Genomic DNA, 21215 nt, shown 5'->3' with positions numbered 1-21215 from the left:
ACAATGCGGCGAGCTTTTCAGATGAAAGAATTGGGGTCATGACACAGCGTCGTTTGCATCCGGTCAGCCGAATCCTCGTCTTGTTGTTGTCTGTATCCGTGTTTGTGCCGCCCTCTTATGGGCAGTCGACTGTGTCTTCGGGTTCGTCTTATCGGCAGGGCAGTGCTTCCATAGACGACGGGTCGCTGTCCGATGGCAATGGCACTGCAGCACGAGGCGCCTTGATGGGCTCCCAGTCAAGCGACGCCAGCTTGCGCCTGGATGGCCGATTGCCCGGCTTGCCGGGCTTGTACTCCAGGCAAAGCAATGGCCTGGACAGCAATAACGCGCCACAAGGGGCCACGGCCGTTACGCCGCAGTCTGCTCAACAGATACCAAGCAAACCTTTGCCGCCCAATGAGTTCCAGCGCTTTGTCCTGGAAACCTCCGGGCAGGCTTTGCCGCTGTTCGGAACCAGCTTCTTTTCTCAGGCTTCTGCGGCCTACGTTCCCCAAAGCAATGCACCGGTGTCCCCTGATTACCGTGTCGGGCCGGGTGATGAAATGCAAATCCGCGGCTGGGGTGCGGTGGACATTGATGTGCGGGCCGTGGTTGATCGCGACGGCATGATCCACATTCCGCGTATTGGCGCCGTCAGCCTGAACGGCATCCGCAGTGCGCAGGCTGAAGATGTGATCCGCGCGGCCATTGGCAAGTACTACCGTGACTTCCAGTTGAGTGTCACCATGGGCCAGTTGCGTGGCATCACGGTGTACGTGGTGGGGCAGGCGCGCAAACCCGGCTCCTACACCCTGAGCAGCAGCAGCACGCTGGTATCGGCCCTGTTTGCCAGCGGTGGCCCCAACCAGAACGGCAGCATGCGTCATGTGCAGGTCAAGCGGGCCGAGAAGACCGTGACCGATCTGGACCTCTATGCCTTTCTGGCCAAGGGCGACAAGTCCGCTGACATCAAGCTGCAAGATGGCGACACCATCGTGATCCCGGCAGCCAAGGGCTTCGTGGCGCTGTCTGGCAAGGTGGCCAACTCGGCTGTGTACGAACTGGCTGGCGACGGTGAAACCATTGGCAGCATGCTGGCCGTGGCCGGTGGACTGCCTGTGGTGGCAGACCCCAAGCGCGCGCAGCTTGAGCGACTGGATCCCAACAAGAAGCCCGCCCGCACGGTGGAGGCCTTCGCGCTGGATGCGCAAGGTTTGTCCAAGAAACTGCGCAGCGGTGACCTGTTGACGGTGTCGGCATTGGTACCTGAATTTGGCAACGCGGTGACTTTGCGCGGCAATGTGGCGCAGCCGATCCGCAGCCCATGGCGCAGCGGCATGAAGATCCGTGATCTCATCCCTGACAAGGCTTATTTGATGTCGCGTGCGTCAATCAAGCGTCAGAACGAGGTCATGCTCAGTGACGAGGATCGGCTTGCGGCGAACGCCGATGGTTTCCCCGACGACGCATCGGCATCCCAGCCAAGGTATCTGCCTCAAGATGGGGCAGTGGCTCAAGGAGGGCAACCGCTTCAACGAGGACAAAATCGTGGCGCTTACGTTCGTACCTCCAAAGAGGTGAGGGACAACGCTGACACCCTGGCAGACCGCATCGGCAACCTGGTCGATGAAATCAACCTGGACTACGCCGTGATCGAGCGCGTGGACGCGGTCAACGTGTCGGTCAAGTTGTTGCCATTCAGCCTGGGCAAGGCCCTGGAAGACGCCAACAGCCCTGACAACCTGGCGCTGCAGCCTGGTGACATCGTCACGGTGTTCTCCGTCAACGACGTGCGCGTCCCCCAAGCCAAACGCCAGGTTTTTGTGCGCGTAGAGGGCGAGGTCCAGCGACCGGGCATCTACCAGATGCAGCCTGGCGATGGCTTACCCCAACTGATCGAGAAGGCCGGTGGCCTGACGCCTGACGCTTATCTTTTTGGATCGGGTTTCTTCCGTGAAGAAGTCAAGCGCGCCCAGACGCAGAACCTGGAGCAATTGGTGCGCCGGTTGGAGGCGCAGGTTGATACGCGCTTGAGCGCGGCGGCGGCCAGCGTGTCGTCATCCGACGCCGGTGTGGCGCAGATCCGCGTACAGGCCGAGGCACAGGCGCAAAAGCAGGCCTTGGAGCGTTTGCGTAACCTGAAGCCCTCTGGCCGGATCATGCTCGGACTGAACAACGACCAGGTGCAGCCAAACAAGCTGCCAGCATTGCGCCTGGAGAACCAGGATCGTCTCGTTGTGCCCGCCCGCCCAGACTTTGTGTACGTGCTGGGGTCGGTCAACACCGAGTCTTCCTTGATCTGGCGGCAAGGTGCATCGGTGCAGCAGTATCTGGACCAATCGGGTCTGACCAGCGGTGCAGACATCGACGAGATTTTTGTGCTGCGTGCAGATGGTAGCGTGTTGACCAATACAGGGCGCTGGTTCAGCAGTGTCAGGGGGGCAACGGTATTGCCAGGCGATGTGATCGTGCTGCCTGAAAAGACCGACCACGAAAGTGCCTGGAGTGTGTTCACGCGCAATGCGAAGGACATCACGCAGATCGTGTATCAATTCAGTCTTGGTGCGGCGGCGATCAAGACGCTGAGGCAGTGAGCATGAGCCAATCGACGCGAGATGTCGCCTGAGGACTGCTCAAGGCTTACCTCGCGAGTGAAGTTTCTGGGATGTCATGAGCACATCCCACATGAACAGTGGCGCTGAGACAAGCATTCGGCGCCACAAGCGACGGGGTTCGCGCAGCAGGCGGGGCAGCCACTCCAGACCAAGTCGCTGAAAGATCGGGGCGGAGCGCCTTACTGTGTTTGCATAAAAGTCGAATACGGCGCCAATTCCAGCGGCAAATCCCACCTGCAGGCGCTGGTGATTCTCATGAAGCCAGAGATCCTGCTTGGGGGATGTCAACCCAACCCACAGCACATCCGGGCGAGAGGCATTGACCATGGTGATCATGGTGTCTGTCTCTTCCTGGCTGAATGATTCCGTGTAAGGCGGCGAGTACATGCCGGCAATCTGCACTGAGGGGAAGTCCAACGCCACTCGTGCGCGGATCGCGTCAAGCGTGTCCTGACTTGAGCCAAGAAAGAAGACACGACTGGCGTGCTGATTCAATTTGGGCATCAGCCCCAGGAAGATGTCACTGCCTGTTACGCGGTCTCTGATGGTGCCCCCTTGGTGCCTGGATGCCAACACAATACCGACCCCATCGGGTATCAGCCAGTCGGCAGCCCTCAAGGCACGAGCAAATTTCTCGCTGCGCTTGGCCTGTACATAGGAGTGGGGGTTGATGCATGCCAGCCAACGGCACGAAGGGGCTGGGCGTTGAGGATGCAGGCCCGTCACGATGTCGTCGAGGCAGGAGGAAAGGCCGCCGGCCCAGACATCAAAGCCCAGGATGGATTCGTGCATTGCTTTGTCCGTGACGGGCTTCAAGGTCGGCTCCTTCCTTCATTTTGTTGAGGCGCGTCGAATCCCGACTTCATGCTTGCCAGTTCACCAACGGTCAGCGCCCGCGGGCGCAATGACGCGACGTGGGTCAAGAGGGCGTCAAGCTGGGGCCACAGGCCATGCTGTTCAATTTCCCAACTGTGCCCCCAGATATGCATCACGCCATCACGGGCCGCGCAGTTGTCTGCCAGATGCTTCATGGCGGTCAGCCAGTCCCCACTTGCTGTCAGGGTTCTCAGTGCATGCAGCCGCTTGCCATAGTGTCCGCCCGTCAGGTAGTTTCGCCACAATACCTTTGCTCGATGGGGGTAGAACTGCGCTGTGGTGGGGATGCTGAAGGCATCACGTGTGATGCCAAGCCATAAATTACCCACCGTGCGGGCGTGCTCAAAACCGGCATCAATGACCGTCTGGCGGACCCTTGCATTCCATTTGCCCCCGGGATAGCAGAAGCCGGGCACGCTGTGCCCCAGAATCGACTCCAGTTGCTGCTTGCCCTCTCTGACCTGATGTTCGCAATCAGTGTGGCTGAGGCTTGTCAGGTAGCAGTGGTCCAGGGTGTGGCTGGCCACTTCAAACAGCCGATCCAGGTTGCGCATGTCGGCGTGCGACATGACGGCATGGCCTTCGCGATTGCGGATGGGTACATAGAACGTGCCGTTCAAGCCATGGCGCTCCAGCAGCTCCCCCAGGCGGGCATCCAATGGATGACCATCGTCCCATGAGCTGACGAAGATCACCTTGGTGCTCCCTCTACCTGCGTGTCGAGGGCTTTGCGAGCCAGGACGCAGGCACCCATGTACACCCCCTGCGATGGCAGGACCTTGTCGAGGCCGAGCGCGATCCAGCCGAATAGTTCAGCGGGCAGCGTCAAAGCAGCCAAGACACCCGCGCGAAGAAAGCTGGCCCAGTTGCGCCTCGCTCTCCAGCTTTGCCGCTGTCCAGGCACGAGATGCTGGATCATCCAGATAACCCAGCAAGTCCAGGCAAAAAGGGCGCCGCCTCGACGCTGAGCGCGCACGATCTCAAAGCCATGGGCGACAAGCATGTTGTGCATGCCCTCTAAGGTCCAGCGGTGAAAGTCCCTGACGTCACACTCGGGGTATAGAAAAGGGTATGTCAGAAGGATGTGGCCACCCTCTTTGAGTACGCGATGGGCTTCCCCAAGCATGGCTTGCGGGCTTGGGACATGCTGGATGACGTCGAAGGAGACAAGTAGATCGATCGATGCAGACTGGAACGGCAGTTGGGCGCAATCGGCCACGATGGATGTGGACTCGGATGGCGCGATGTCCACCGCGATATAGGGTTCGACGCCCATGTGCTGCCGCAGGGCCTTGGCATAGGGCGCTGTACCCGCGCCGATGTCCAGACAGGAGCGCGTAACGGCGCTGCCATTGCCCAGTTGCAGGCCAGATTGCTTGATGAAGGCGCGTGCGACGAAGCCCACTGGATTGGTCAGGTGCTTGTATCGGCGCGCAACCGAAACCAGCATCGTGGCGGCGTTCAAGGTGTGCGCTCCTTGGTCGCCGTCATGCACAGGGTGCCTCCCACCCCCAGCATCTGCGGCAGTCGTGCAGCCAGCCAGAACTTGAAGCCGGGGCGCTGTAGCGGGCTGAAGCGTACCTGTTTGACGTGGGTGAAGCCGGCCTTTTCAAGGTGTCGGCGCAGGCTGCGGCGATCGAACAGGAACAGGTGGAATTTTTTGGTGGCCTCTCGCCAATGGCCTTTCTCACTGCGGGCACGCAGGCCTAATCGATTGGGCGTGGTCACAAGGAGGGTGCCACCGGGTTCCATGAGGCGACATAATTCGCGCAAGGTCGGTTGCAGTTCTGTGAGGTGCTCGATGACCTCGACCATCGTGATCACGCCATAACGCGCCGATGGCAGCGCCTTGAGGTCCGACAGGAGCGAGATGCCCCGGTGTTCAAGGCAGAAGCGGCGCGCCTCCTCTGCAAACTCCAGACCCTCGGCTTCAATCGATCGGTCACGAAGTGCTGCAACGAGTTCGCCGCTGCCAGCACCAAAATCCAGGACTCTCGCATGGGCTGGCTGACGGGCAAGATCCTGGATGAAGTCAGCATAAGACTGCGTGGCGAAGGCGCCGGACTCCTGGTTGGTGCCGCCCGAGGCAATTTTTTCTTCCTCGTAGGCCTGCTGGTATATCGCGTGGAGTTCGTCTGGCGTGGGGAACACTTCCCGAAAAAGCAGGTCGCATTGAGTGCACTGACGGAAATCGACCTCACCATCGGAGAAGGCAGCCCTTCGCGCTGAGGTGGGGGCGCCGCATTCACAGGCTCGGTTCATCTCGCCCCTCTTGCTGGGCGTTGTGTGGTCCATGCTTCCATGATGGAGTTCAGCCAGAATTTCACGTAAGGGTTGAGCCAGTAAAGGGGCCAAAATGGGCCGCTATGGCGCCGGGTGAACACCAGCCACTCCCTTGGAGGCAGGCCTTTGGGGCCCTTCAGGCGTTGCCAGCGCGTGCTCAAGGGCAATGACTTGTCGGTCCACAAACCTTGCCCAAGGTTGGCCTCGCATTCGCCTGCAATGCCGGGCGCAACCCACAGTTCGCATCCAAGGTTTCGCGCGCGCAGGCCATAGTCAAAGTCCCCCATGGCGTGGGTAAAGGCAGCATCCAGGTTGCCCACAACGTCGATGACGGCGCTTGGTATCAAGGCGCAGTTGGCATTGAAGGTGTCGCACCGCTGAGCCTGGTCCGACAAGGGAACCTTGCGCATTCTCAGGGGGATCCACCAGGGGCCCCGGATGAGCCCGCCATAGCTGATGCCGTCGTGGGCGCTACCCCGCGTGGCCCCCACGATGATGGCTTGGGAGCCGTGGTTGTTCTCTACGCGGCATGCTGTTGTCAGCAACGTTTGCACGGCGTGATGACACAGAACCGTGTCATCGTTGAGCAGGAGGACGTAGTCCGGCGAGCGCTTGACGGCGTGGCTCAAGGCCAGTCGCATGGCGCCATTCCAATAGAGCCCACCATCGCCAGAAATGATTTCCACCTCGGGGAATTGGGCCCTCACCGCGTCCGCAGTGCCGTCGGTGCTGCCATCGTCGACCAACAGAACCCGCAGCGAAACGCTCTGCTCGTTGATGGCCTGATGCTTGAGGGCATCAAGGCATGCAATGGTCTTTGCCCGTCTATTGTGGCAAGCGATGATCGCGCATACCGTCTTGGGCATGTTGCAGGTGTCGGCCGTGGTGTCGTGGCGTCATTGTAGGTCGCAATGACTGGCTGACGTCTTCGTAGACTGTTCGCGGCATCCTGTGCCTGTCTCAACGCCGCATCGGCAGGCTTGAAGCGCTCGCGCCGCCCAGCAGAATGGCCTTGCGGCGGCTCTACAATGTGACGCAGTCTGGCTGCCTGCTGCTCAGGAACGATCGCCTCGCGCGGCAAGTGGTCGCTTGTTCCCCGTTCAGAAAGTATTTTTCGTGACACATCCTCGAGACGATGGCGCAGGCGGGATAACCTTGATCGATCTGTTCATTCTCATGGCGGAACGAATCAGGTTGTTGGTTCTGGGGCCTCTCCTGGTTGGCGCACTGGTGGTGGCCGGGGCCTACCTGTTTGTCAAACCTATCTACACGGCCAAGACGGTCATCCTTCCTCCTCAGCAACAGCAAGGCGCGGCGGCGGGATTGATGCAGTCATTGGGGGTCTTGGCCAATTTTGCCGGCTCGGCTTCGGTGGTGAAGAATCCCGCGGACCAATACGTTTCCTTGGTGCAGTCGACCACCGTGCTGAATCGTGTGATTGATGCTTTCGATTTGCAGAAGGTGTATGGCACGTCGGATAAGGAAACGACCCGCGACTTGCTTCTCGCGGCCATCAAGGTTGATGTAGGTAAGAAAGACAGTCTGCTCAGCTTGAGTGTTGATGATGAAGATCCCAAGCGTGCCGCCGCCATCGCCAATCGTTTCGTGTACGAACTGCGCCGATTGACCTCCGAGCTGGCCTTGACGGAAGCCCAGCAGCGGCGCGTGTTTTTCGAGAAGCAGCTGTCGCAGACACGCGAGCGCTTGGCTGCGGCACAAAAGAGCCTGCAAGGCAGTGGTGTCAGCTCAGGTGTGTTGAGGATGGAGCCCAAGGCGGCAGTTGACAGTTATGCGGCGCTGAAGGCGCAGGTCACGGCGGCGGAGGTCCGTTTGATGTCCATGCGGTCCTACGCGACGGAAAACTCACCAGAGTTCAAGATGGCCCAGTCGAATCTGGCTGCTTTGAAGGAGCAGCTTCAGAAAGCGGAGACCCAGGATGTCTCCGGCGAAAAGGGTGACTACATTGAGAGATACCGGGACTTCAAATACCAGGAGACCTTGTTCGAGCTGTTTTCTCGGCAGTATGAGTTGGCCAAGATTGATGAGTTGCGGGAAGGCGCGTTCATCCAGGTAGTGGACGAGGCCCTCGTGCCTGAAAACAAAAGCAATATGAGGAAGAGCAAGTTGGCCGGTTTGGCGATTGTTGTCTCCTTTGTTCTGCTCACCTTCTTCCTCTTGCTAAAGGAAGTTTTCAGTGCGGAACTGGCGTCGCCCGACATGGTCGAGAAGCTGGCCCAGTTGAAGGCGGCGTTTTCCAGGCGTTCACATGCATAGGTCTTCAGCAGAGTTGTGGAGTGGAAAAAGTAGCGCCCACCTAACCCGTTGACGAGAGCTCTACGGCATGTCCTCGGCTGAATCGAAACGTCTCTCGCGCAACATTGCGGCCCCGATCGCGCAGGTGCTGATCAGCGGCGTTGTGCTCTTTGTCCTTTATCGATTCCTTTACGACGAACTCGGCGTTGCGCAAATCGGTGTCTGGTCATTGGTCATGGCCGCTTCATCTGTATCTCGCATCGGGGAACTCGGGCTGTCCGCAGGGGTTGTTCGCTTCGTAGCTCAAGCGCTGGGGCAGCAGGATGCGGCACGTGCCGCTGACGTCATTCAGACCACGACCATCACCTTGGGTCTGGGTGTCGGCCTGCTGCTGCTGGTTGGGCTGCCCTTCATTGGATACACGCTGCCCATGCTGCTGCCCACTGCCAGCGTGCCTGTTGCCTTGCAGATTCTGCCGATGGCGCTGGTCTCCATCTGGTTAATGGTGCTAACAAGTGTGTTCAGTGGCGCCTTGGACGGTTGTCTGCGTATGGATCTCCGTAGCGCATTGACTGCTGTCTCCCATTTGCTCTATCTGGGTTTGGCGGTTGTCCTGGTGCCGAAATTTGGGTTGAAGGGTATTGCATGGGCCCAATTGATTCAATACGTGGCACTCATGCTCGGGATGTGGCTGCTGCTGTGCAGACAAATCAAATGCCTGCCTTTGATTCCGCACCGTTGGCGCCTGCAATATCTGAAAGAGATGTTCGGTTATGGTGTGCGCTTTCAGGTCATCACGATCATGAGCATGTTGTTCGATCCCATGGTCAAAGTGATGATGAGTAAATTTGGTGGGGTGGAAACACTAGGCTTTTATGAAATGGCGAACCGTCTAGTTTTGCAATGCCGCGGTCTTATCATCGAAGCCAGTCGGGTGCTTGTCCCTACGATTGCTGCTTTACAGAATTGCAACACAGACCAAATCAGGCGTATTTTCACAACGGCCTACAGCCTCAATTTCTACGTCTCCGTGCTTTTCTATAGCCTGCTTGGTGTCTCGATGAGCGTGATCTCCATCTTATGGCTCGGTCATCTGCAAAAGGCGTTCGTGCTGTTTGCACTGCTGTTGAGCCTGGGGTGGTTTGGCAATACTATTATCGGTCCGTCGTATTTCAGTAATCTTGGGTCTGGCAGGCTGCGGGAGAACATGATCAGTCATATATTGACGTCAGTCATCAGTGGCTTGAGCGGCCTGGTATTGGGGATTCGTTTCGGCGGCGCTGGTGTGGCTGCCGGTGTAACGCTAGGCTTGTTGGGCGGAGGCATCTTTCTCTTGATCACGCACATGCGGCAACTGGGCCTGAATTGGCCCACGTTTCTCATTCCTCAGCGTTTACTGCCATTGCTCCTCGCGGGTGCTGTCCTATCCCTTGTTTCCAATTACTGGATAAACCAAGCCCCGCTGTTGCTGTACCTGCTAATGGCTGCGGCCTGCACAGCAGTCCTGCTGGTCATCATGTATCCGCATCCGAGCAGGGCCGTGCTCATGAAGTTCAAATTGCGATGACCACTCCAGATCTGAAGGACGATCAGCCATGAACCTTGGAAGCTATCTTGTTGGTGCCACAGCCTATATGGCAAGCCTCTATAAGAAATCGCCGGTCAAGCCGTTTGCACCTCTTCTCAGCAAGCTCTATTTCAACGTGCTCAATACTGGGCAGGGCGCAAGCGTGGTTCACAAAAACATTGATGGAATCAACTTCGAGTTGGACCTTCGAGAAGTGATCGACAGTGAGATGTTTTATTGTGGTTCTCGAGAACCGCAGACATCCCGCACACTAGAGTTGATCTGCAATGCCTCCGACATCGTCATCGACATTGGGGCCAATGTGGGAAGCCATGCACTGCCCATGGCCAAGCTGGTTGGTCCATCTGGGCGCGTGTACGCGTTCGAGCCGGTGCCATGGGCCATGGACAAGCTCAAGCGCAATGCGAGCTTGAACGGTTTCAGCAATATTGTGACCGAGCAATTGGCCTTGAGTGACGAAAACCTTGGGCATGTAGATATGGAGTTTCGGGCCAGCTTCAAGATTGGCTCCGCCAAAGGTGTGGATGACAAAGGTCAGATTGACAATGGCTGGTGGCAGGAATGCGACCGTGTCAGCACAAAGATGCAGACATTGGACTCCTACGTGGCTGAGCACAGCATCCAGCGCATAGCCTTGATCAAGCTGGACGTCGATGGCTTTGAGGGAAAGGTCATACGAGGGGCCAGCGAAACGCTGAGCCGTTTCAAGCCAGTGATCATCATGGAGCTGGCACCGGCCTGGGTCGAGATGCGGGGGGACTCATGTCTTGCCATTGCCCGGCAGCTGCGAGAAATGGGCTACCGATGCTTTGCAGAGGCGACTTTTGATGAGATCTTGGATGTGGACAAACTGATTCTGGGCATTGAGCCCGGACAAGGTTTCAACGTTGTCTATGCGGTGCACAAGCCAATGCCTAGACCATCGGAAGCTTCGCGATGAATCCTTTCCAGTGGGATGCGTGTCCGCTGTGCGGGGGGGGCGATGTGCATGAGATTGGGCCAATCACCTATCGGCAGCCGATCAGATTCTCCACGCGCGAGATTGCGTTGGCGCATACGCCAATGCTGTTCGAATGCCGCGGATGTGACTCTTGGTTCACGCAGCGCATCGTCCCGCAGGCCACAGCCTTCTTGCTCTACGAAACCGGTGCCTCCAGCGAAAAATGGGCGGATACGCCGGCCTTCGTCGAAGGCAAGTCCCGCAACATCGTTGACAGATTGAGTCAGCACATCAAGGCAGGCAAGAAAGTGCTGGACGTGGGCGCCAATACAGGCGAGTTGCTCGACCACGTACGCTCGCTTGGGGCGGAGACGTCCGGCGCAGAGCCCTCAAGGGCGAGCCGTGAGGTTCTCACCCGCAAGGGCCACCAGACCTTTGCTCGGCTAGAAGACGTGAGTGGAACGTTCGATGTCATCACAGCCTTCGACTTGGTCGAGCATCTGTACGACATCCCTGTATTCCTGCGTCGCGCTCACCAACTCTTGGCGCCAGACGGCGTATTGATTCTGCTGACGGGAGACCGGCACTGCCTCAGTGCCGAAAAGTCCCGTCAGAACTGGTGGTATCTGAAGGCCCCGGAGCACATCGTGTTTCCTTCCGACAAGTATTTCCGCAAAGTGCCAGGCTTCCAGTTGTTGACGAAAGATGCCACGTACGCCTCTGCCGGGTATGAGCGCTCGAGAATAATGCAATGGTTTCAATTCATCCGCAAGATATTATTGAAGGGGGGGTACGATGGGCTGCCTTCGCTGGGTCCTGATCACATGCTTTTGTCACTAAAAAAAGACTGATATGCAGGGTATCTGATGCCGCTTCACACCGCCATTCTTTGCAAATTTTGGGTGGCTCGCGTACGCTGGCCTGCCATATGCGCTTGCCGCGAATCGGGTGATTGTCGTTGCGCTTCTTTTCCAGAAGCGACCAAGTTGCCAAGCTGCGGATAATGGTGTCACGTATGCGCTTTTCTCAGCACAGCGATCTTCTGACGAAGGTTCCGCCTCTCCAGTGCGTTACAAAAATCGGGCTGACGCTCGTCGTGGGGCTTGGATTCTTGGCCCAGCCGTTCTTGACTTTTATCGTGGTCTTGTTGCTGGCTTTGCTGTCAAAGGATAGAAATGATCGGGGCTTACTGGTTGTAATAATTGTTGGTGCTCTATATCTGTCGCTTGTAAATCTGACGAAATTGCCAGAGAGTGACATGGTTAACTATCTGGAAGTATTCGATAACGCTCAACAACTTGACTTGACGTCCTATTTGCTCCTCAATGCGAGAGAGCCGCTATACTACGTTTCGCTTTATGGTCTGGCTAATTTGCCCAATGTGGATGGCCGGTTGTACATTTTCATGTCGACCTTTTTCCCTTATTTTTTGTTGGGTTCGGCGGTGCTTCGATTAGGGGTGGCGCTTCATTTGGAGCGGCGGGCTATACTGTCTCTGTTGGTTTTCCTGCTTTTCTTTGGGCAGTTATTTAGCTTGTCGGCGCATTTGTGTCGTCAGTTTTTGGCTTCGTCTCTGGTCATGGTCTTTTTGGTGGATTATTCCATTTCGGGTCGGCGCCGTTGGGGAATCGGGCTTTTGGGTGTAATGATGCATTATTCGGCCCTGCCTTTGCTCTTGCTATGTTTTGTGCGCCCACTTCGTCGCTTCTCTTCTGGCGTGAGTGTGCTGTTCCATGCATTTGTCCTGCTATCTTTTTATGCCCTGGTTTCAAAAGTTGCGCCACTATTGTTAGGGGTGCCGCTGATCGGTATTGTGTTTAATCGCCTGGCAAATGGCGAGGGTGCGCAACTCGATGCATTGGATCTTACGGCTTTGATATTTGCGGCTTCCATGCTTTTCATGTCCCTGTTGGATTTGATTCGTGGAGGTGCATTTGTGCCACGCGTCAAAGGGTGGAGTGTATTGCTGTGTATCGTGGTGGTCAGTGTTGCGGTGGTGTTGGCCAGTGTGCAGCCCAGTTTGTCTGAGATTGCTTTGCGCTATTTTTTCTACTTGTATTTTTTATTGGGCCTGGCTTTGGCGTTTTGGATGGCGAGATGGCTTCTCGTTCGATGGGGGGTGTACGGCTTGGCCCTATTTGCTTTGCCTCTGTTTTTCTATAAGGTGTCGCATGGTAGATGGGCGTACGCGCCAATACAATCTCTATTGTTTGATCCCGCCTGGTCTTTGTGGGCTTACATGAAGTCTGCGTACATATAAGACTGAGAGGTTTTTGTGTTGTTTGCTGAGAGGCGTCTCAAACGGCTTTCCTCTTTCAGGTTTCCGATTGCCGAATCTTCTTCTATCCACCCCTCTTGGCCCGGCTGGGCATCAGTCTGGTACCGATGGGTGGGAATGGATTGTCGTGATGAGTGAGCCTTACCTGTTCCTGAGCAAACTCGTTCGGTACGTCAAGCTGAACTGGTGGCGGTTGACTGTGCCCGTGAAGATGAAAGCCAGTGGTGTGAGGCTAAATGGAAAAGTGCAATTTTTTGGCATGCCCATCGTCTCGATGGTGCAGGGCTCCGAAATAGAGGTCGATGCCGACGCAGTCCTATGCTCAGTCTCGGAGATGACTGCTCTGGGCGTCAGCCGGCCAGTGATTCTGCGCACGCTTAGGCCGCAAGCACGTATCAAGATTGGTCGGGACTGCGGGCTCAGTGGCACAACTGTCTGTGCTGCGCAGTCCATCAGCATTGGCAAGGAATGTCTGATCGGTGCTGACGTCTTGATTTGCGATACGGATTTTCATGCCTTGCCACCTGAGGGGCGCCGATTCAACGACTTGGCTCAAGCGATCAGGACCGCTCCGATCACGATTGAAGACAACGTTTTCATCGGTGCACGTAGCATCGTACTCAAGGGGGTGTCGATTGGTTGCAATAGCGTGATTGGCGCGGGGTCCATGGTTGTCGCGGACATCCCTGCTAATGTCTTGGCCGCCGGGAATCCAGCCAAGGTCATTCGGGCGCTTTGAGTTGCGGTGCGTCCTGCCTAAGCGCGGTACGTAATCAACCGCACCTCAAGCGCTTGTGCTTGTGAATGGATATAGCTTCCTGATAGATGCTCATCAACCGCTCATAGTTGATGTCGGCGGTGTATTTGGCATCAAACTCGATCCGGGCCTGCTGGCTCATCTCCAAAAGCCGTGGAGTGGCTTCACGCAACAGTCGCCGTGCTTTGTCAAGCAACTGTGCCGAGTCCCCGGGTTTGAACAACTCACCAAAGGCTGGGAGAACGAACTCTTCCATCGGCCCGATGTTGGATGCCAAGATTGGGACGGCGCAAGCCAGGGCTTCGCGGACTACCATTGGGAAGCCCTCAAAACAGATCGAAGGGATGATCAGAAGCTGCGCCGAGCGAATGACTTCCAGCGTTTGATCTGCGGGCAGTTTCCCGTGCCAATGCACATTGACGTCCGCATAAGTCGACTTGAGCTTGTCGAGGTCGGGTCCATCCCCCACGATGTGCAACCTGGGCGCATCCGCTCCCCATTGCCGCCAGGCTTCAAGCAAAGTTGAAACGCCTTTCTCCATGCTGATCCGTCCAACGTATAGCGCTTTGATCGGACGAGTCGAGAAGTGTGCCGGGTCAGGTGGGTTCGCCATGAACTGGGGCTTCTTGCGCATGCTGTTCCCGGGAATGAGGTCGGTAACGCGCATGATCTGTGAGTAAAAGTCGGTCAGCGTGATGAACAGGTCAACACGACGGCTCCAAGTGCCTAGGCGACGATGCAAGGCAATCATCGCAGCCATGGGTAAAGACGCTGCCAAGCTGTTTCGATAGCATCGGAACTTTAGAAGAGGACGTACGGACTGTCCTTCTAAACAGCGTAGGCAAGTCTCCTGTTCCCTGAACGGCAACCCGGCGCCACAGCCAATGCGGTAGTTGTGCAGCGTCATGACACTGGCCACCCCTTGATGGTGGGCAGCGTAGAAAACCGCGGGTGAAATCAAAGGAAAGAAGTTGTGGACGTGAACCACGTCCGGCCGCTCTCGCCGTAACAAGGCGCGAAATTGGAAATAGGTGAATGGATTGAAAGGCGTGGCTAGTCCACCAAGTATCTTTCCGAGGAGGCCGATGCTTCGGATGCCATCGCTGAACTTGAAGTATTCAATGACATCAATACCATTTGCTTGAAGCAATTGTTTCTCGGCCAGCACAACGGCATTTTCACCGCTGGGCGCACTTGATCCATACCAATTGTGAACGAGTAGCACCTTCACCCGTTTACTCCGCTGTTTACCAATCTGCTCTGCAGGAATTGACGGATCCCGTTTGCCACGTTACTGACCATGTTCTCAACGGTATATCGACGTGCAGACATCAGCGCGCCAGTACGGAGTTGGGAAAGGCGTGCAGGATTACGGATCAGATCCAAGACAGACTGAGCATAAACCTGTCTGTCAAAGGGGAGCATCAGGCCATTGACCTGATGCTCCAGATACGCGATCTCTGGGGAGTGCCCTGGATATTGGGATGTGATGAAAGGCAGCCCTGCTGCAAAGCTATCGAGAATAGCCAGCCCAACCAGGCCTGGATTCAGAAAGAAATCGGAAATAGAGAAATAAATGGCTTTGTCTCGTCCGAACTGCGCTCCAGCATAGTGAATCCAGTTTTGATCGACTATGCTGTTCAAGAGCCATTGACGCTGCGGGCCATCACCGATGATGATCAAGCGGAAGTTTGGTTGTTCCAGATGAATCTGTCTGGCGACATCCAGCAGGAATGCCAATTGTTTGTCTGCGTACAGCGAGCCACAAAACATCCCCACGCAGGCATCTTCCGGGATTTGCAACCTTGATTTGAGCGCAGTCTGCAAGGCAGGTGGCGCATTGGTTACTTCATTGCCAAAGAGCGATGTGTCAACTGCGTTCTCGATCACCGTCGTCTTGTTGCCGGGAAATCCCAGTTGTTGCAGGTACTTGCCAGTCTGATGAGTGTAGGTGAACCACCAGTCCACATGGCATGCAAGCCTGCGTTTGATCTTTTCGGCCGCACTCGATGCATCGCCTTGATGGTTATAGCCGTGTCCCCAGTAGGCCAAGCGTCTCCATCCCATCAGCCTTGCCAAATGAAGTGCCAAGTTTGACATGTAGCCATTGGATTGAACCATGATCACCAAGTCAGCTCGCCACAGCAGTGAAATAGGGAGATATTGGAAAAGAATGCGTTCCTTGAGCCAATAACTTCTGGGTGTCTTGACCCCGAGTGGTTCAGGTAAATCCCTCGAATCCCCTTTGCTTTGCTCGCTGGGCGCGGAAGCGCTGTAAACAACATGAAGCCTGATGCCCGTGGATCGGAGTTCCTTTTCAATCTGCTCGTAAAATGCAAAGCGAAATTGCTTGATATTGGCCACAATCATGACGACGGTACGCGACGGTGGCAATGCATCTTGAGCCGCAGCATCATTTGCTTCGTCTGAAGGTGAGCCTAAGTGTGCCTTCGTTGTTTTTGCTCGGTGCATGAAAGTCTATTGTGATGACTTTTCAGAAATTGGCTGCTTGAATGGGGGAGGGGTGCTGTCGGGTCGTATCAGGGCTTAGGAGTTGATAAAACCAGCAATAAACGAATATGAAAATAAGGACGAAGCTGAAAGAATAGAGGGTCTTCTCGTTGGCTATAACTGCAAAGATTTGACAGGCGCCGGTTATTCCCCATATGACTGCACTGGCTAAGCCGTGTGCACGCCATTCGGGGCCAGGTCGGGCTTGGGTTTGAGCCTTGCCGCGCAGGCGCCGATACAGCAGTTGATGCATGTGCCCCAGGTCTGCCTGACCAGTTTCGACCCCATCCCTAACGCGGCGCCGGTACATGGAGAACACCGTTTCCCACACCGGGTATATCCACACCAGCATCAAGGCCCAGGCTGATATGCGGGGGTTTCTTTCGACGAGCATCACCCCGCACTGGGCCAGCCAGAAACCAGCGAGGTAGGCGCCACCGTCACCCAGGAAGATTCGGCCAAACGGGTAGTTCAACAGCAGAAACCCACCCATGGCTGCGATGCCCCACAGGCACAACTTCATGACCAGCATGTCACCGTGCAACCAGGCCAGGGTTGCCAACCCCGCCAGCATGATGGACACCGCCCCGGCAGCCAAGCCGTTCAAACCGTCCACGATATTGATGGAGTGGGTCACGCCACCCACAGCGAAAACGGTGAACAGAACCGAAAGCACCGGGTATTGGATCAAGGAATCAAGAACGACCGTGTCCAGATCCGTGTAACGGACGTCCAGCACCCAGATGGCAATGGCCGCTGAGACGAACGATGCCAGAAGCCGTGTGCGAACACGAACCTTCTTGGTCAGGTCTTCTGCGAGCCCGGTAAGGAATACGGGCGTGGCACAAGCAAGCAGCAGCAGGGTGGTTGGGTATGTCGCGCCACCTGTCAGGTAGCCTGCAATGACGGCGATGATCAACCCGAAAGCCAAGCCAATGCCGCCAATGCGGGGCACCGGTTTTGCATGGATTTTCTGGACGCCGGCAAGGTCATGGTCAAGTGAGTGCCTGCCATGCCAGCGTTGCGTGAGCACAAGCAGGGCGCACACCATGAAACTGCCAGCAAATATGGACGCCAGCCGCCATGTCAGCATTGTGGACACGATCACTCCCGTTATTTGTTGCGCCTTGGCCTTACGCAGACACTCTGGCGTTCTTGATGCCAGTGTAAGGGCGAAAAATAGGGTTAATGGGCGATACCGGGGGCAAAAAAGAGGGCGAAGTTATTGCGCTGCAGCATGGGTACATCGTAGTGCTTTCAGTCAATCACGCAAGCTGAGAATGTCCTGCACGTGTGGGCTTAACGCAGCCTTGTTGATGCAGCGCAGCATCATGCATCCGGGGCATCGGTCAGATCCTCCGTCGTCGGTTTGGCCTCCACCCGATACTGCTCACTGGCCCAGGCACCCAGGTCAATTGCCTTGCAACCCTTGCTGCAGAAGGGGCGATAGGGGTTGTCGGTGCTGTAGGTGTGCATCACACCGCATGAGGGGCAGCGCACTTGCAGGTTCTTTTTGCCTGTCGCAGGCGAAGAAGCGTCGCGCTCGGTGCTCATCGAAAAGACCTCCGCTTACGCGCAAAGCGTCAATTCAAATCCCGCGTCCAGATCAGACGCGATCTTGAGCTTACCGTCGCTGTCGGATCGCATCAAGCGAATGGACACCATCAGGCGGTTGCAGCTGATTTCGGGGATCAGGCCCAACGCCGGGTCGATGCGCAGGCGAAGCAGCAGGTAGCTGCGGTTGTCTTTCAGGTTCTGCTGGTACTGGCCGCAGGGTGCCGCCACCATGTGTGGGTGCCCGGCATCACGCAGCAGGCCCAACATCACGTTGAGGGCCTCGGCCAGCGGGGTGAGGGTGCTGACCCACTGTTGCAGGTCGGCTTGCCGCCTGGCGGGGGGCTCTTGTTGCCATGCGTAGTAAGAGGGCAGGTCGAATTCGCAGGTGCCGCCAGGGATGCTGATGCGGCTGCGGATGCTCATCAGCCAATCGTTGCTGGAGAGAGACTGGCCTGCCTTGCCGGGCAACTGGTTCAGGTTGTTGTAGACGCGATCGATGCGCGAGAGCACGTCATCAAGTGCGCTTTCCTGGATGGCCGGGTTGCCGCGGTAACTCTGGAACTGGAGCTTGTAGCGATCCAGATCACGCAGCAGGTCGCTTTTGAGATCGGCGCGCGAGGCGACATCCATGATCTCGAAAATGGTCGACAAGGCGTAGTGGTGATCCACAGGGGCTTCGCGCCACATCAGGATGCCAAGGCGGTTGAAGAGGTGTTCCAACCGCAGCATCGTGCGGATGCTTTCGCCGAAGGGGTATTCGTAGAGGATCAATGCGCCACCTGAAGAAAGCCGTTCAAACGCGATCAGGCACCATTGTTCCACAGACGCCAGAGCTTCTGGACCTCGGCGCGCAACTCTTCCAGGCTGAGGCCTTCGTTGAGGATCACGTGATCGGCCAGCGCCAGCCGTATTTCGCGTTGTGCCTGTTTGGCCAGCACCTTTTCGACGGCTTCGCGGGGCCAGCCGGATCGCACCATGACGCGGGCGATCTGGGTCTCAGGTTCGCAGTCCACCACGAGCACGCGGTCGACCTTGTCCTTCCATTTGCGGCCTGATTCCGCCAGCAAAGGCACGTCGTAGACGATGTGTTGGTCGGGGAGGGCCAGGCCTGCATGGGCATCCGCCTGCTGGCCGATCAGCGGGTGCAGGATGGCCTCCAGCCGGGTCAAGGCACCGGGATCCGCAAAGGCGAGCTCGCGCATGCGGGTGCGGTCCATGGCGCCGGACGCGTCGATCAGGTGTGGGCCAAAGTGTTGGGCAATGGCATCAATCGCGGCGCCGCCGGGTGCCGTCAGCGAGCGGGAGATGGCGTCGGTATCGACCAGATGGGCGCCCAGGTCAACCAGCATCTGGCTGGCAGTGGATTTGCCACTGCCGATGCCCCCCGTCAGGCCGATGGTCAGGCGCTGCCGGGGTGGGGTCAGGCCCAGCCCAGCCATTGCAGAACGCGTTGAGAGCCAGCCATGGTCACCACCAGGCCGGCGCCGGCCAGGAAGGGGCCGTAAGGGACGTAGACGCCTTCGCGCAATTGCCCGCTGAGCTTCATGCCGATGCCAATGACCGCACCGATGACCGATGAGGCCAGCACGATGGGCAGGACCATGGACCAACCCAGCCAGGCACCCAGGGCAGCCAGCAGTTTGAAGTCACCATAGCCCATGCCTTCCTTGCCGGTGGTCAGCTTGAACAGCCAGTAGACAGACCACAGGGAAAGGTAGCCGACCACGGTGCCCCACAGGGCGTCTTTGAGGGGCAGGTTCCAGCCCAGCGCGGCGGCCACCAATCCTGCCCACATCAGGGGCAAGGTGAGGTCATCAGGCAGCAAGGTGGTATCCCAGTCGATCAGGGCGGCTGCGACCAGCACGGCCACAAAGCCGCACCACAGCAAGGTGGTCGGTTGTGCGCCAAAGCGCCAGCTGCAGGCGGCGAACAGGGCTGCCGTGGCCAGTTCAACCAGCGGGTATCGCACCGAGATGGGGGTGCCGCACGCCGAGCATTTGCCGCGCAGTACCAGCCAGCTGACCAGGGGGATGTTCTCGTACCAGCGGATCTGGTGGCCGCATTTCGGGCAACGGGACGCTGGTTTGGACAGGGTGAGTGGCTCCGGGGCTTTGTCTACCGAAGCCTCGGGCAGCTCCAGCATGGCCCGCGCATCCGTCTGCCACTGGCGCTCCAGCATCAAAGGCATGCGGTGAATGACCACATTGAGGAAGCTGCCCACGCACAAGCCCAGCACAGCCAGGCCCCAGGGCGTGAGCACGATGTCGGTCAGAACCGGCAGCAAATTGTCAAACATGAAGGCGGCGTCGCTGAACGCTGGATGGCAGTCTTGCTCAGACGACCTGGCCGAGCTTGAAGATGGGCAGGTACATGGACACCACGATGCCGCCAATGATCGAGCCCAGGATCACGATGATGAATGGCTCCATCAGGCTGGACAGGGCCTTGACGGCTTCGTCAACTTCTTCTTCGTAGAAGTCGGCGGACTTGCCCAGCATCTGGTCCAGCGAGCCGGATTCCTCACCGATGGCGGACATCTGCAACACCATCACCGGGAAGAGGTTGGTGGACTGCATGGCTGTGGTCAGGCTGGTGCCGGTGGAGACGTCTTTCTGGATTTGCTCGGTGGCTTCGGCGAACACCGCATTGCCAGCCGCGCCGCCCACGGAGTCGAGCGCCTCGACCAGGGGTACACCCGCAGCAAACATGGTGGACAGTGTGCGCGTCCAGCGGGCCACGGCGGACTTGAACAGCAAGTCACCGAACACGGGCATCTTCAGCAACAGGCGGTCCATGCGTTTTTGCATGGCCTCGGAGCGTTTCCAGGTCTGGAAGAAGAAATACAGACCGCCACCGATGGAGCCAAAAATGGCCCACCAGAACTTCACGAAGAAGTCGGACATGCCCATCACGAACAAGGTGGGGGCTGGGAGGTCTGCACCGAAAGACGTGAACACGTCCTTGAAGGCCGGGATCACGTAGATCATGATGACCGCCACCACCACAAAGGCGACAACCAGCACCGCGATCGGGTAGGTCAGCGCAGATTTGATCTTCTGCTTGATGGCAATCGTCTTTTCCTGGTACGTGGCCAGGCGATCGAGCAGTGTTTCCAAAATACCAGCGGCTTCACCGGCTTCCACCAGGTTGCAGTAAAGCGCATCAAAGTACATCGGGTGCTTGCGGAACGAAGCCGACAGGCTGGTACCGGTCTCGACATCGCCTCGGATGTCATTGAGCAGCTTGGTCACGCGGGGGTTGGTCGAGCCCCGTGCCACGATGTCAAAGGACTGCAGCAAGGGGACGCCTGCCTTCATCATGGTGGCCAGCTGGCGCGTGAAGATGGCGATGTCCTTGGGCTTGATCGAGCTGCCGCCACTGACGCGGCGCTTCTTGACCTTCTGCACCAGGATGCCCTGGCGGCGCAGGGTCGCACCGACCATGGCTTCGCCACCCGCGCGCATTTCACCGCGAACGAGCTTGCCGTTGCGGTCCTTGCCTTCCCATTCGTAGACAAATTCTTGCGGTTTGTTGGCTGCTGCCGTGGCCATGTGTCGGAACTCCGTGACGATGCGTCG

General features: G+C 57.4%; 20 protein-coding genes. 7 read left to right on the top strand and 13 right to left on the bottom strand.

Annotated elements, in window-relative coordinates; all coding sequences use genetic code 11:
- Positions 1-224: 224 nt before the first annotated feature.
- Positions 225-2573: an SLBB domain-containing protein gene (locus HY019_RS12830; RefSeq protein ID WP_290692672.1), complete on the top strand. Its 2349-nt coding sequence runs from the start codon at positions 225-227 to the stop codon at positions 2571-2573.
- Between the two features lie 39 nt (positions 2574-2612).
- Here the strand turns inward: HY019_RS12830 and HY019_RS12825 are convergent, their stop codons facing one another.
- From HY019_RS12825 to HY019_RS12805, 5 genes are read right to left on the bottom strand one after another with little or no spacing between them, the layout of a single operon-like run.
- Positions 2613-3410: a WecB/TagA/CpsF family glycosyltransferase gene (locus HY019_RS12825; protein WP_290692670.1), complete on the bottom strand. Its 798-nt coding sequence runs from the start codon at positions 3408-3410 to the stop codon at positions 2613-2615.
- The gene (locus HY019_RS12820) at positions 3407-4165 is read right to left on the bottom strand and encodes a polysaccharide deacetylase family protein (protein WP_290692668.1); all 759 of its coding nucleotides are present in this window, start codon (positions 4163-4165) and stop codon (positions 3407-3409) included. The genes HY019_RS12825 and HY019_RS12820 overlap by 4 nt, the downstream gene beginning before the upstream one ends.
- Positions 4162-4935, bottom strand: coding sequence for a class I SAM-dependent methyltransferase (locus HY019_RS12815; protein WP_290692666.1), 774 nt, complete (start codon positions 4933-4935; stop codon positions 4162-4164). Before HY019_RS12815 ends, HY019_RS12820 begins: the two co-directional genes overlap by 4 nt.
- Complete coding sequence (locus tag HY019_RS12810) at positions 4932-5765, bottom strand: class I SAM-dependent methyltransferase (RefSeq protein WP_290692664.1); 834 nt, start codon at positions 5763-5765, stop codon at positions 4932-4934. The genes HY019_RS12815 and HY019_RS12810 overlap by 4 nt, the downstream gene beginning before the upstream one ends.
- The gene (locus tag HY019_RS12805) at positions 5729-6619 is read right to left on the bottom strand and encodes a glycosyltransferase family 2 protein (RefSeq protein ID WP_290692662.1); all 891 of its coding nucleotides are present in this window, start codon (positions 6617-6619) and stop codon (positions 5729-5731) included. The genes HY019_RS12810 and HY019_RS12805 overlap by 37 nt, the downstream gene beginning before the upstream one ends.
- A gap of 289 nt (positions 6620-6908) precedes the next feature.
- Here HY019_RS12805 and HY019_RS12800 point away from each other — a divergent pair, with 289 nt between their 5' ends.
- The 6 genes from HY019_RS12800 (at position 6909) to HY019_RS12775 (ending at position 13551) form a co-directional block, all read left to right on the top strand.
- On the top strand, positions 6909-8027 hold the full coding sequence (locus HY019_RS12800; protein WP_290692660.1) for a Wzz/FepE/Etk N-terminal domain-containing protein: 1119 nt from the start codon (positions 6909-6911) through the stop codon (positions 8025-8027).
- 67 nt (positions 8028-8094) lie between these two features.
- On the top strand, positions 8095-9573 hold the full coding sequence (locus HY019_RS12795) for an oligosaccharide flippase family protein (protein ID WP_290692658.1): 1479 nt from the start codon (positions 8095-8097) through the stop codon (positions 9571-9573).
- Between the two features lie 28 nt (positions 9574-9601).
- Complete coding sequence (locus HY019_RS12790; RefSeq protein ID WP_290692656.1) at positions 9602-10534, top strand: FkbM family methyltransferase; 933 nt, start codon at positions 9602-9604, stop codon at positions 10532-10534.
- On the top strand, positions 10531-11385 hold the full coding sequence (locus tag HY019_RS12785; RefSeq protein ID WP_290692655.1) for a class I SAM-dependent methyltransferase: 855 nt from the start codon (positions 10531-10533) through the stop codon (positions 11383-11385). The genes HY019_RS12790 and HY019_RS12785 overlap by 4 nt, the downstream gene beginning before the upstream one ends.
- Before the next feature lie 164 nt (positions 11386-11549).
- Positions 11550-12794 carry a hypothetical protein gene (locus HY019_RS12780; protein ID WP_290692653.1) on the top strand — a complete coding sequence of 415 codons (1245 nt, stop codon included), beginning with the start codon at positions 11550-11552 and terminating at the stop codon, positions 12792-12794.
- 148 nt (positions 12795-12942) lie between these two features.
- Positions 12943-13551, top strand: a complete 609-nt coding sequence (locus HY019_RS12775) for an acyltransferase (protein ID WP_290692651.1) — start codon at positions 12943-12945, stop codon at positions 13549-13551.
- Between the two features lie 34 nt (positions 13552-13585).
- On the opposite strand, the gene HY019_RS12770 is transcribed toward HY019_RS12775, so the two are convergent.
- The 8 genes from HY019_RS12770 to HY019_RS12735 all read right to left on the bottom strand — a co-directional run bounded on the left by HY019_RS12770 (position 13586) and on the right by HY019_RS12735 (position 21188).
- Positions 13586-14800, bottom strand: coding sequence for a glycosyltransferase family 4 protein (locus HY019_RS12770; RefSeq protein WP_290692649.1), 1215 nt, complete (start codon positions 14798-14800; stop codon positions 13586-13588).
- Positions 14797-16041, bottom strand: coding sequence for a glycosyltransferase family 4 protein (locus HY019_RS12765; RefSeq protein WP_290692647.1), 1245 nt, complete (start codon positions 16039-16041; stop codon positions 14797-14799). Before HY019_RS12765 ends, HY019_RS12770 begins: the two co-directional genes overlap by 4 nt.
- Before the next feature lie 22 nt (positions 16042-16063).
- Complete coding sequence (locus HY019_RS12760) at positions 16064-17173, bottom strand: glycosyltransferase (RefSeq protein ID WP_290692881.1); 1110 nt, start codon at positions 17171-17173, stop codon at positions 16064-16066.
- 236 nt (positions 17174-17409) lie between these two features.
- Positions 17410-17634, bottom strand: a complete 225-nt coding sequence (locus HY019_RS12755) for a DNA gyrase inhibitor YacG (protein ID WP_290692645.1) — start codon at positions 17632-17634, stop codon at positions 17410-17412.
- A 15-nt stretch (positions 17635-17649) separates the two neighbouring features.
- A complete protein-coding gene (gene zapD, locus HY019_RS12750) occupies positions 17650-18408 on the bottom strand; it encodes a cell division protein ZapD (RefSeq protein ID WP_290692643.1) in 759 nt (252 codons plus the stop codon).
- A 32-nt stretch (positions 18409-18440) separates the two neighbouring features.
- Complete coding sequence (coaE, locus tag HY019_RS12745) at positions 18441-19076, bottom strand: dephospho-CoA kinase (RefSeq protein ID WP_290692641.1); 636 nt, start codon at positions 19074-19076, stop codon at positions 18441-18443.
- Positions 19058-19933, bottom strand: coding sequence for an A24 family peptidase (locus HY019_RS12740; protein WP_290692639.1), 876 nt, complete (start codon positions 19931-19933; stop codon positions 19058-19060). Before HY019_RS12740 ends, coaE begins: the two co-directional genes overlap by 19 nt.
- 37 nt (positions 19934-19970) lie before the next feature.
- Positions 19971-21188 (bottom strand): type II secretion system F family protein, encoded by a 1218-nt coding sequence (locus HY019_RS12735; RefSeq protein ID WP_290692637.1) that lies wholly within the window; start codon positions 21186-21188, stop codon positions 19971-19973.
- Between the last annotated feature and the right edge of the window lie 27 nt (positions 21189-21215).

Source organism: Aquabacterium sp. (genome assembly GCF_016195855.1).
Classification (GTDB): Bacteria; Pseudomonadota; Gammaproteobacteria; order Burkholderiales; family Burkholderiaceae_C; genus Aquabacterium.
The sequence above is the reverse complement of the archived record's forward strand: the minus strand, read 5'-3'. Positions and strand labels throughout refer to the sequence as shown.

What these genes read in the sequence shown, in the direction of transcription:
- coaE (WP_290692641.1), bottom strand. Translation starts at nt 19,076, where the DNA reads ATGGCTGGGCTGGGCCTGACCCCACCCCGGCAGCGCCTGACCATCGGC.
- HY019_RS12805 (WP_290692662.1), bottom strand. Translation starts at nt 6,619, where the DNA reads ATGCCCAAGACGGTATGCGCGATCATCGCTTGCCACAATAGACGGGCA.
- HY019_RS12785 (WP_290692655.1), top strand. Translation starts at nt 10,531, where the DNA reads ATGAATCCTTTCCAGTGGGATGCGTGTCCGCTGTGCGGGGGGGGCGAT.
- HY019_RS12735 (WP_290692637.1), bottom strand. Translation starts at nt 21,188, where the DNA reads ATGGCCACGGCAGCAGCCAACAAACCGCAAGAATTTGTCTACGAATGG.
- HY019_RS12765 (WP_290692647.1), bottom strand. Translation starts at nt 16,041, where the DNA reads ATGCACCGAGCAAAAACAACGAAGGCACACTTAGGCTCACCTTCAGAC.
- HY019_RS12780 (WP_290692653.1), top strand. Translation starts at nt 11,550, where the DNA reads ATGCGCTTTTCTCAGCACAGCGATCTTCTGACGAAGGTTCCGCCTCTC.
- HY019_RS12760 (WP_290692881.1), bottom strand. Translation starts at nt 17,173, where the DNA reads ATGCTGACATGGCGGCTGGCGTCCATATTTGCTGGCAGTTTCATGGTG.
- HY019_RS12740 (WP_290692639.1), bottom strand. Translation starts at nt 19,933, where the DNA reads ATGTTTGACAATTTGCTGCCGGTTCTGACCGACATCGTGCTCACGCCC.
- HY019_RS12790 (WP_290692656.1), top strand. Translation starts at nt 9,602, where the DNA reads ATGAACCTTGGAAGCTATCTTGTTGGTGCCACAGCCTATATGGCAAGC.
- HY019_RS12795 (WP_290692658.1), top strand. Translation starts at nt 8,095, where the DNA reads ATGTCCTCGGCTGAATCGAAACGTCTCTCGCGCAACATTGCGGCCCCG.
- HY019_RS12775 (WP_290692651.1), top strand. Translation starts at nt 12,943, where the DNA reads ATGAGTGAGCCTTACCTGTTCCTGAGCAAACTCGTTCGGTACGTCAAG.
- HY019_RS12830 (WP_290692672.1), top strand. Translation starts at nt 225, where the DNA reads ATGGGCTCCCAGTCAAGCGACGCCAGCTTGCGCCTGGATGGCCGATTG.
- HY019_RS12810 (WP_290692664.1), bottom strand. Translation starts at nt 5,765, where the DNA reads ATGGACCACACAACGCCCAGCAAGAGGGGCGAGATGAACCGAGCCTGT.
- HY019_RS12755 (WP_290692645.1), bottom strand. Translation starts at nt 17,634, where the DNA reads ATGAGCACCGAGCGCGACGCTTCTTCGCCTGCGACAGGCAAAAAGAAC.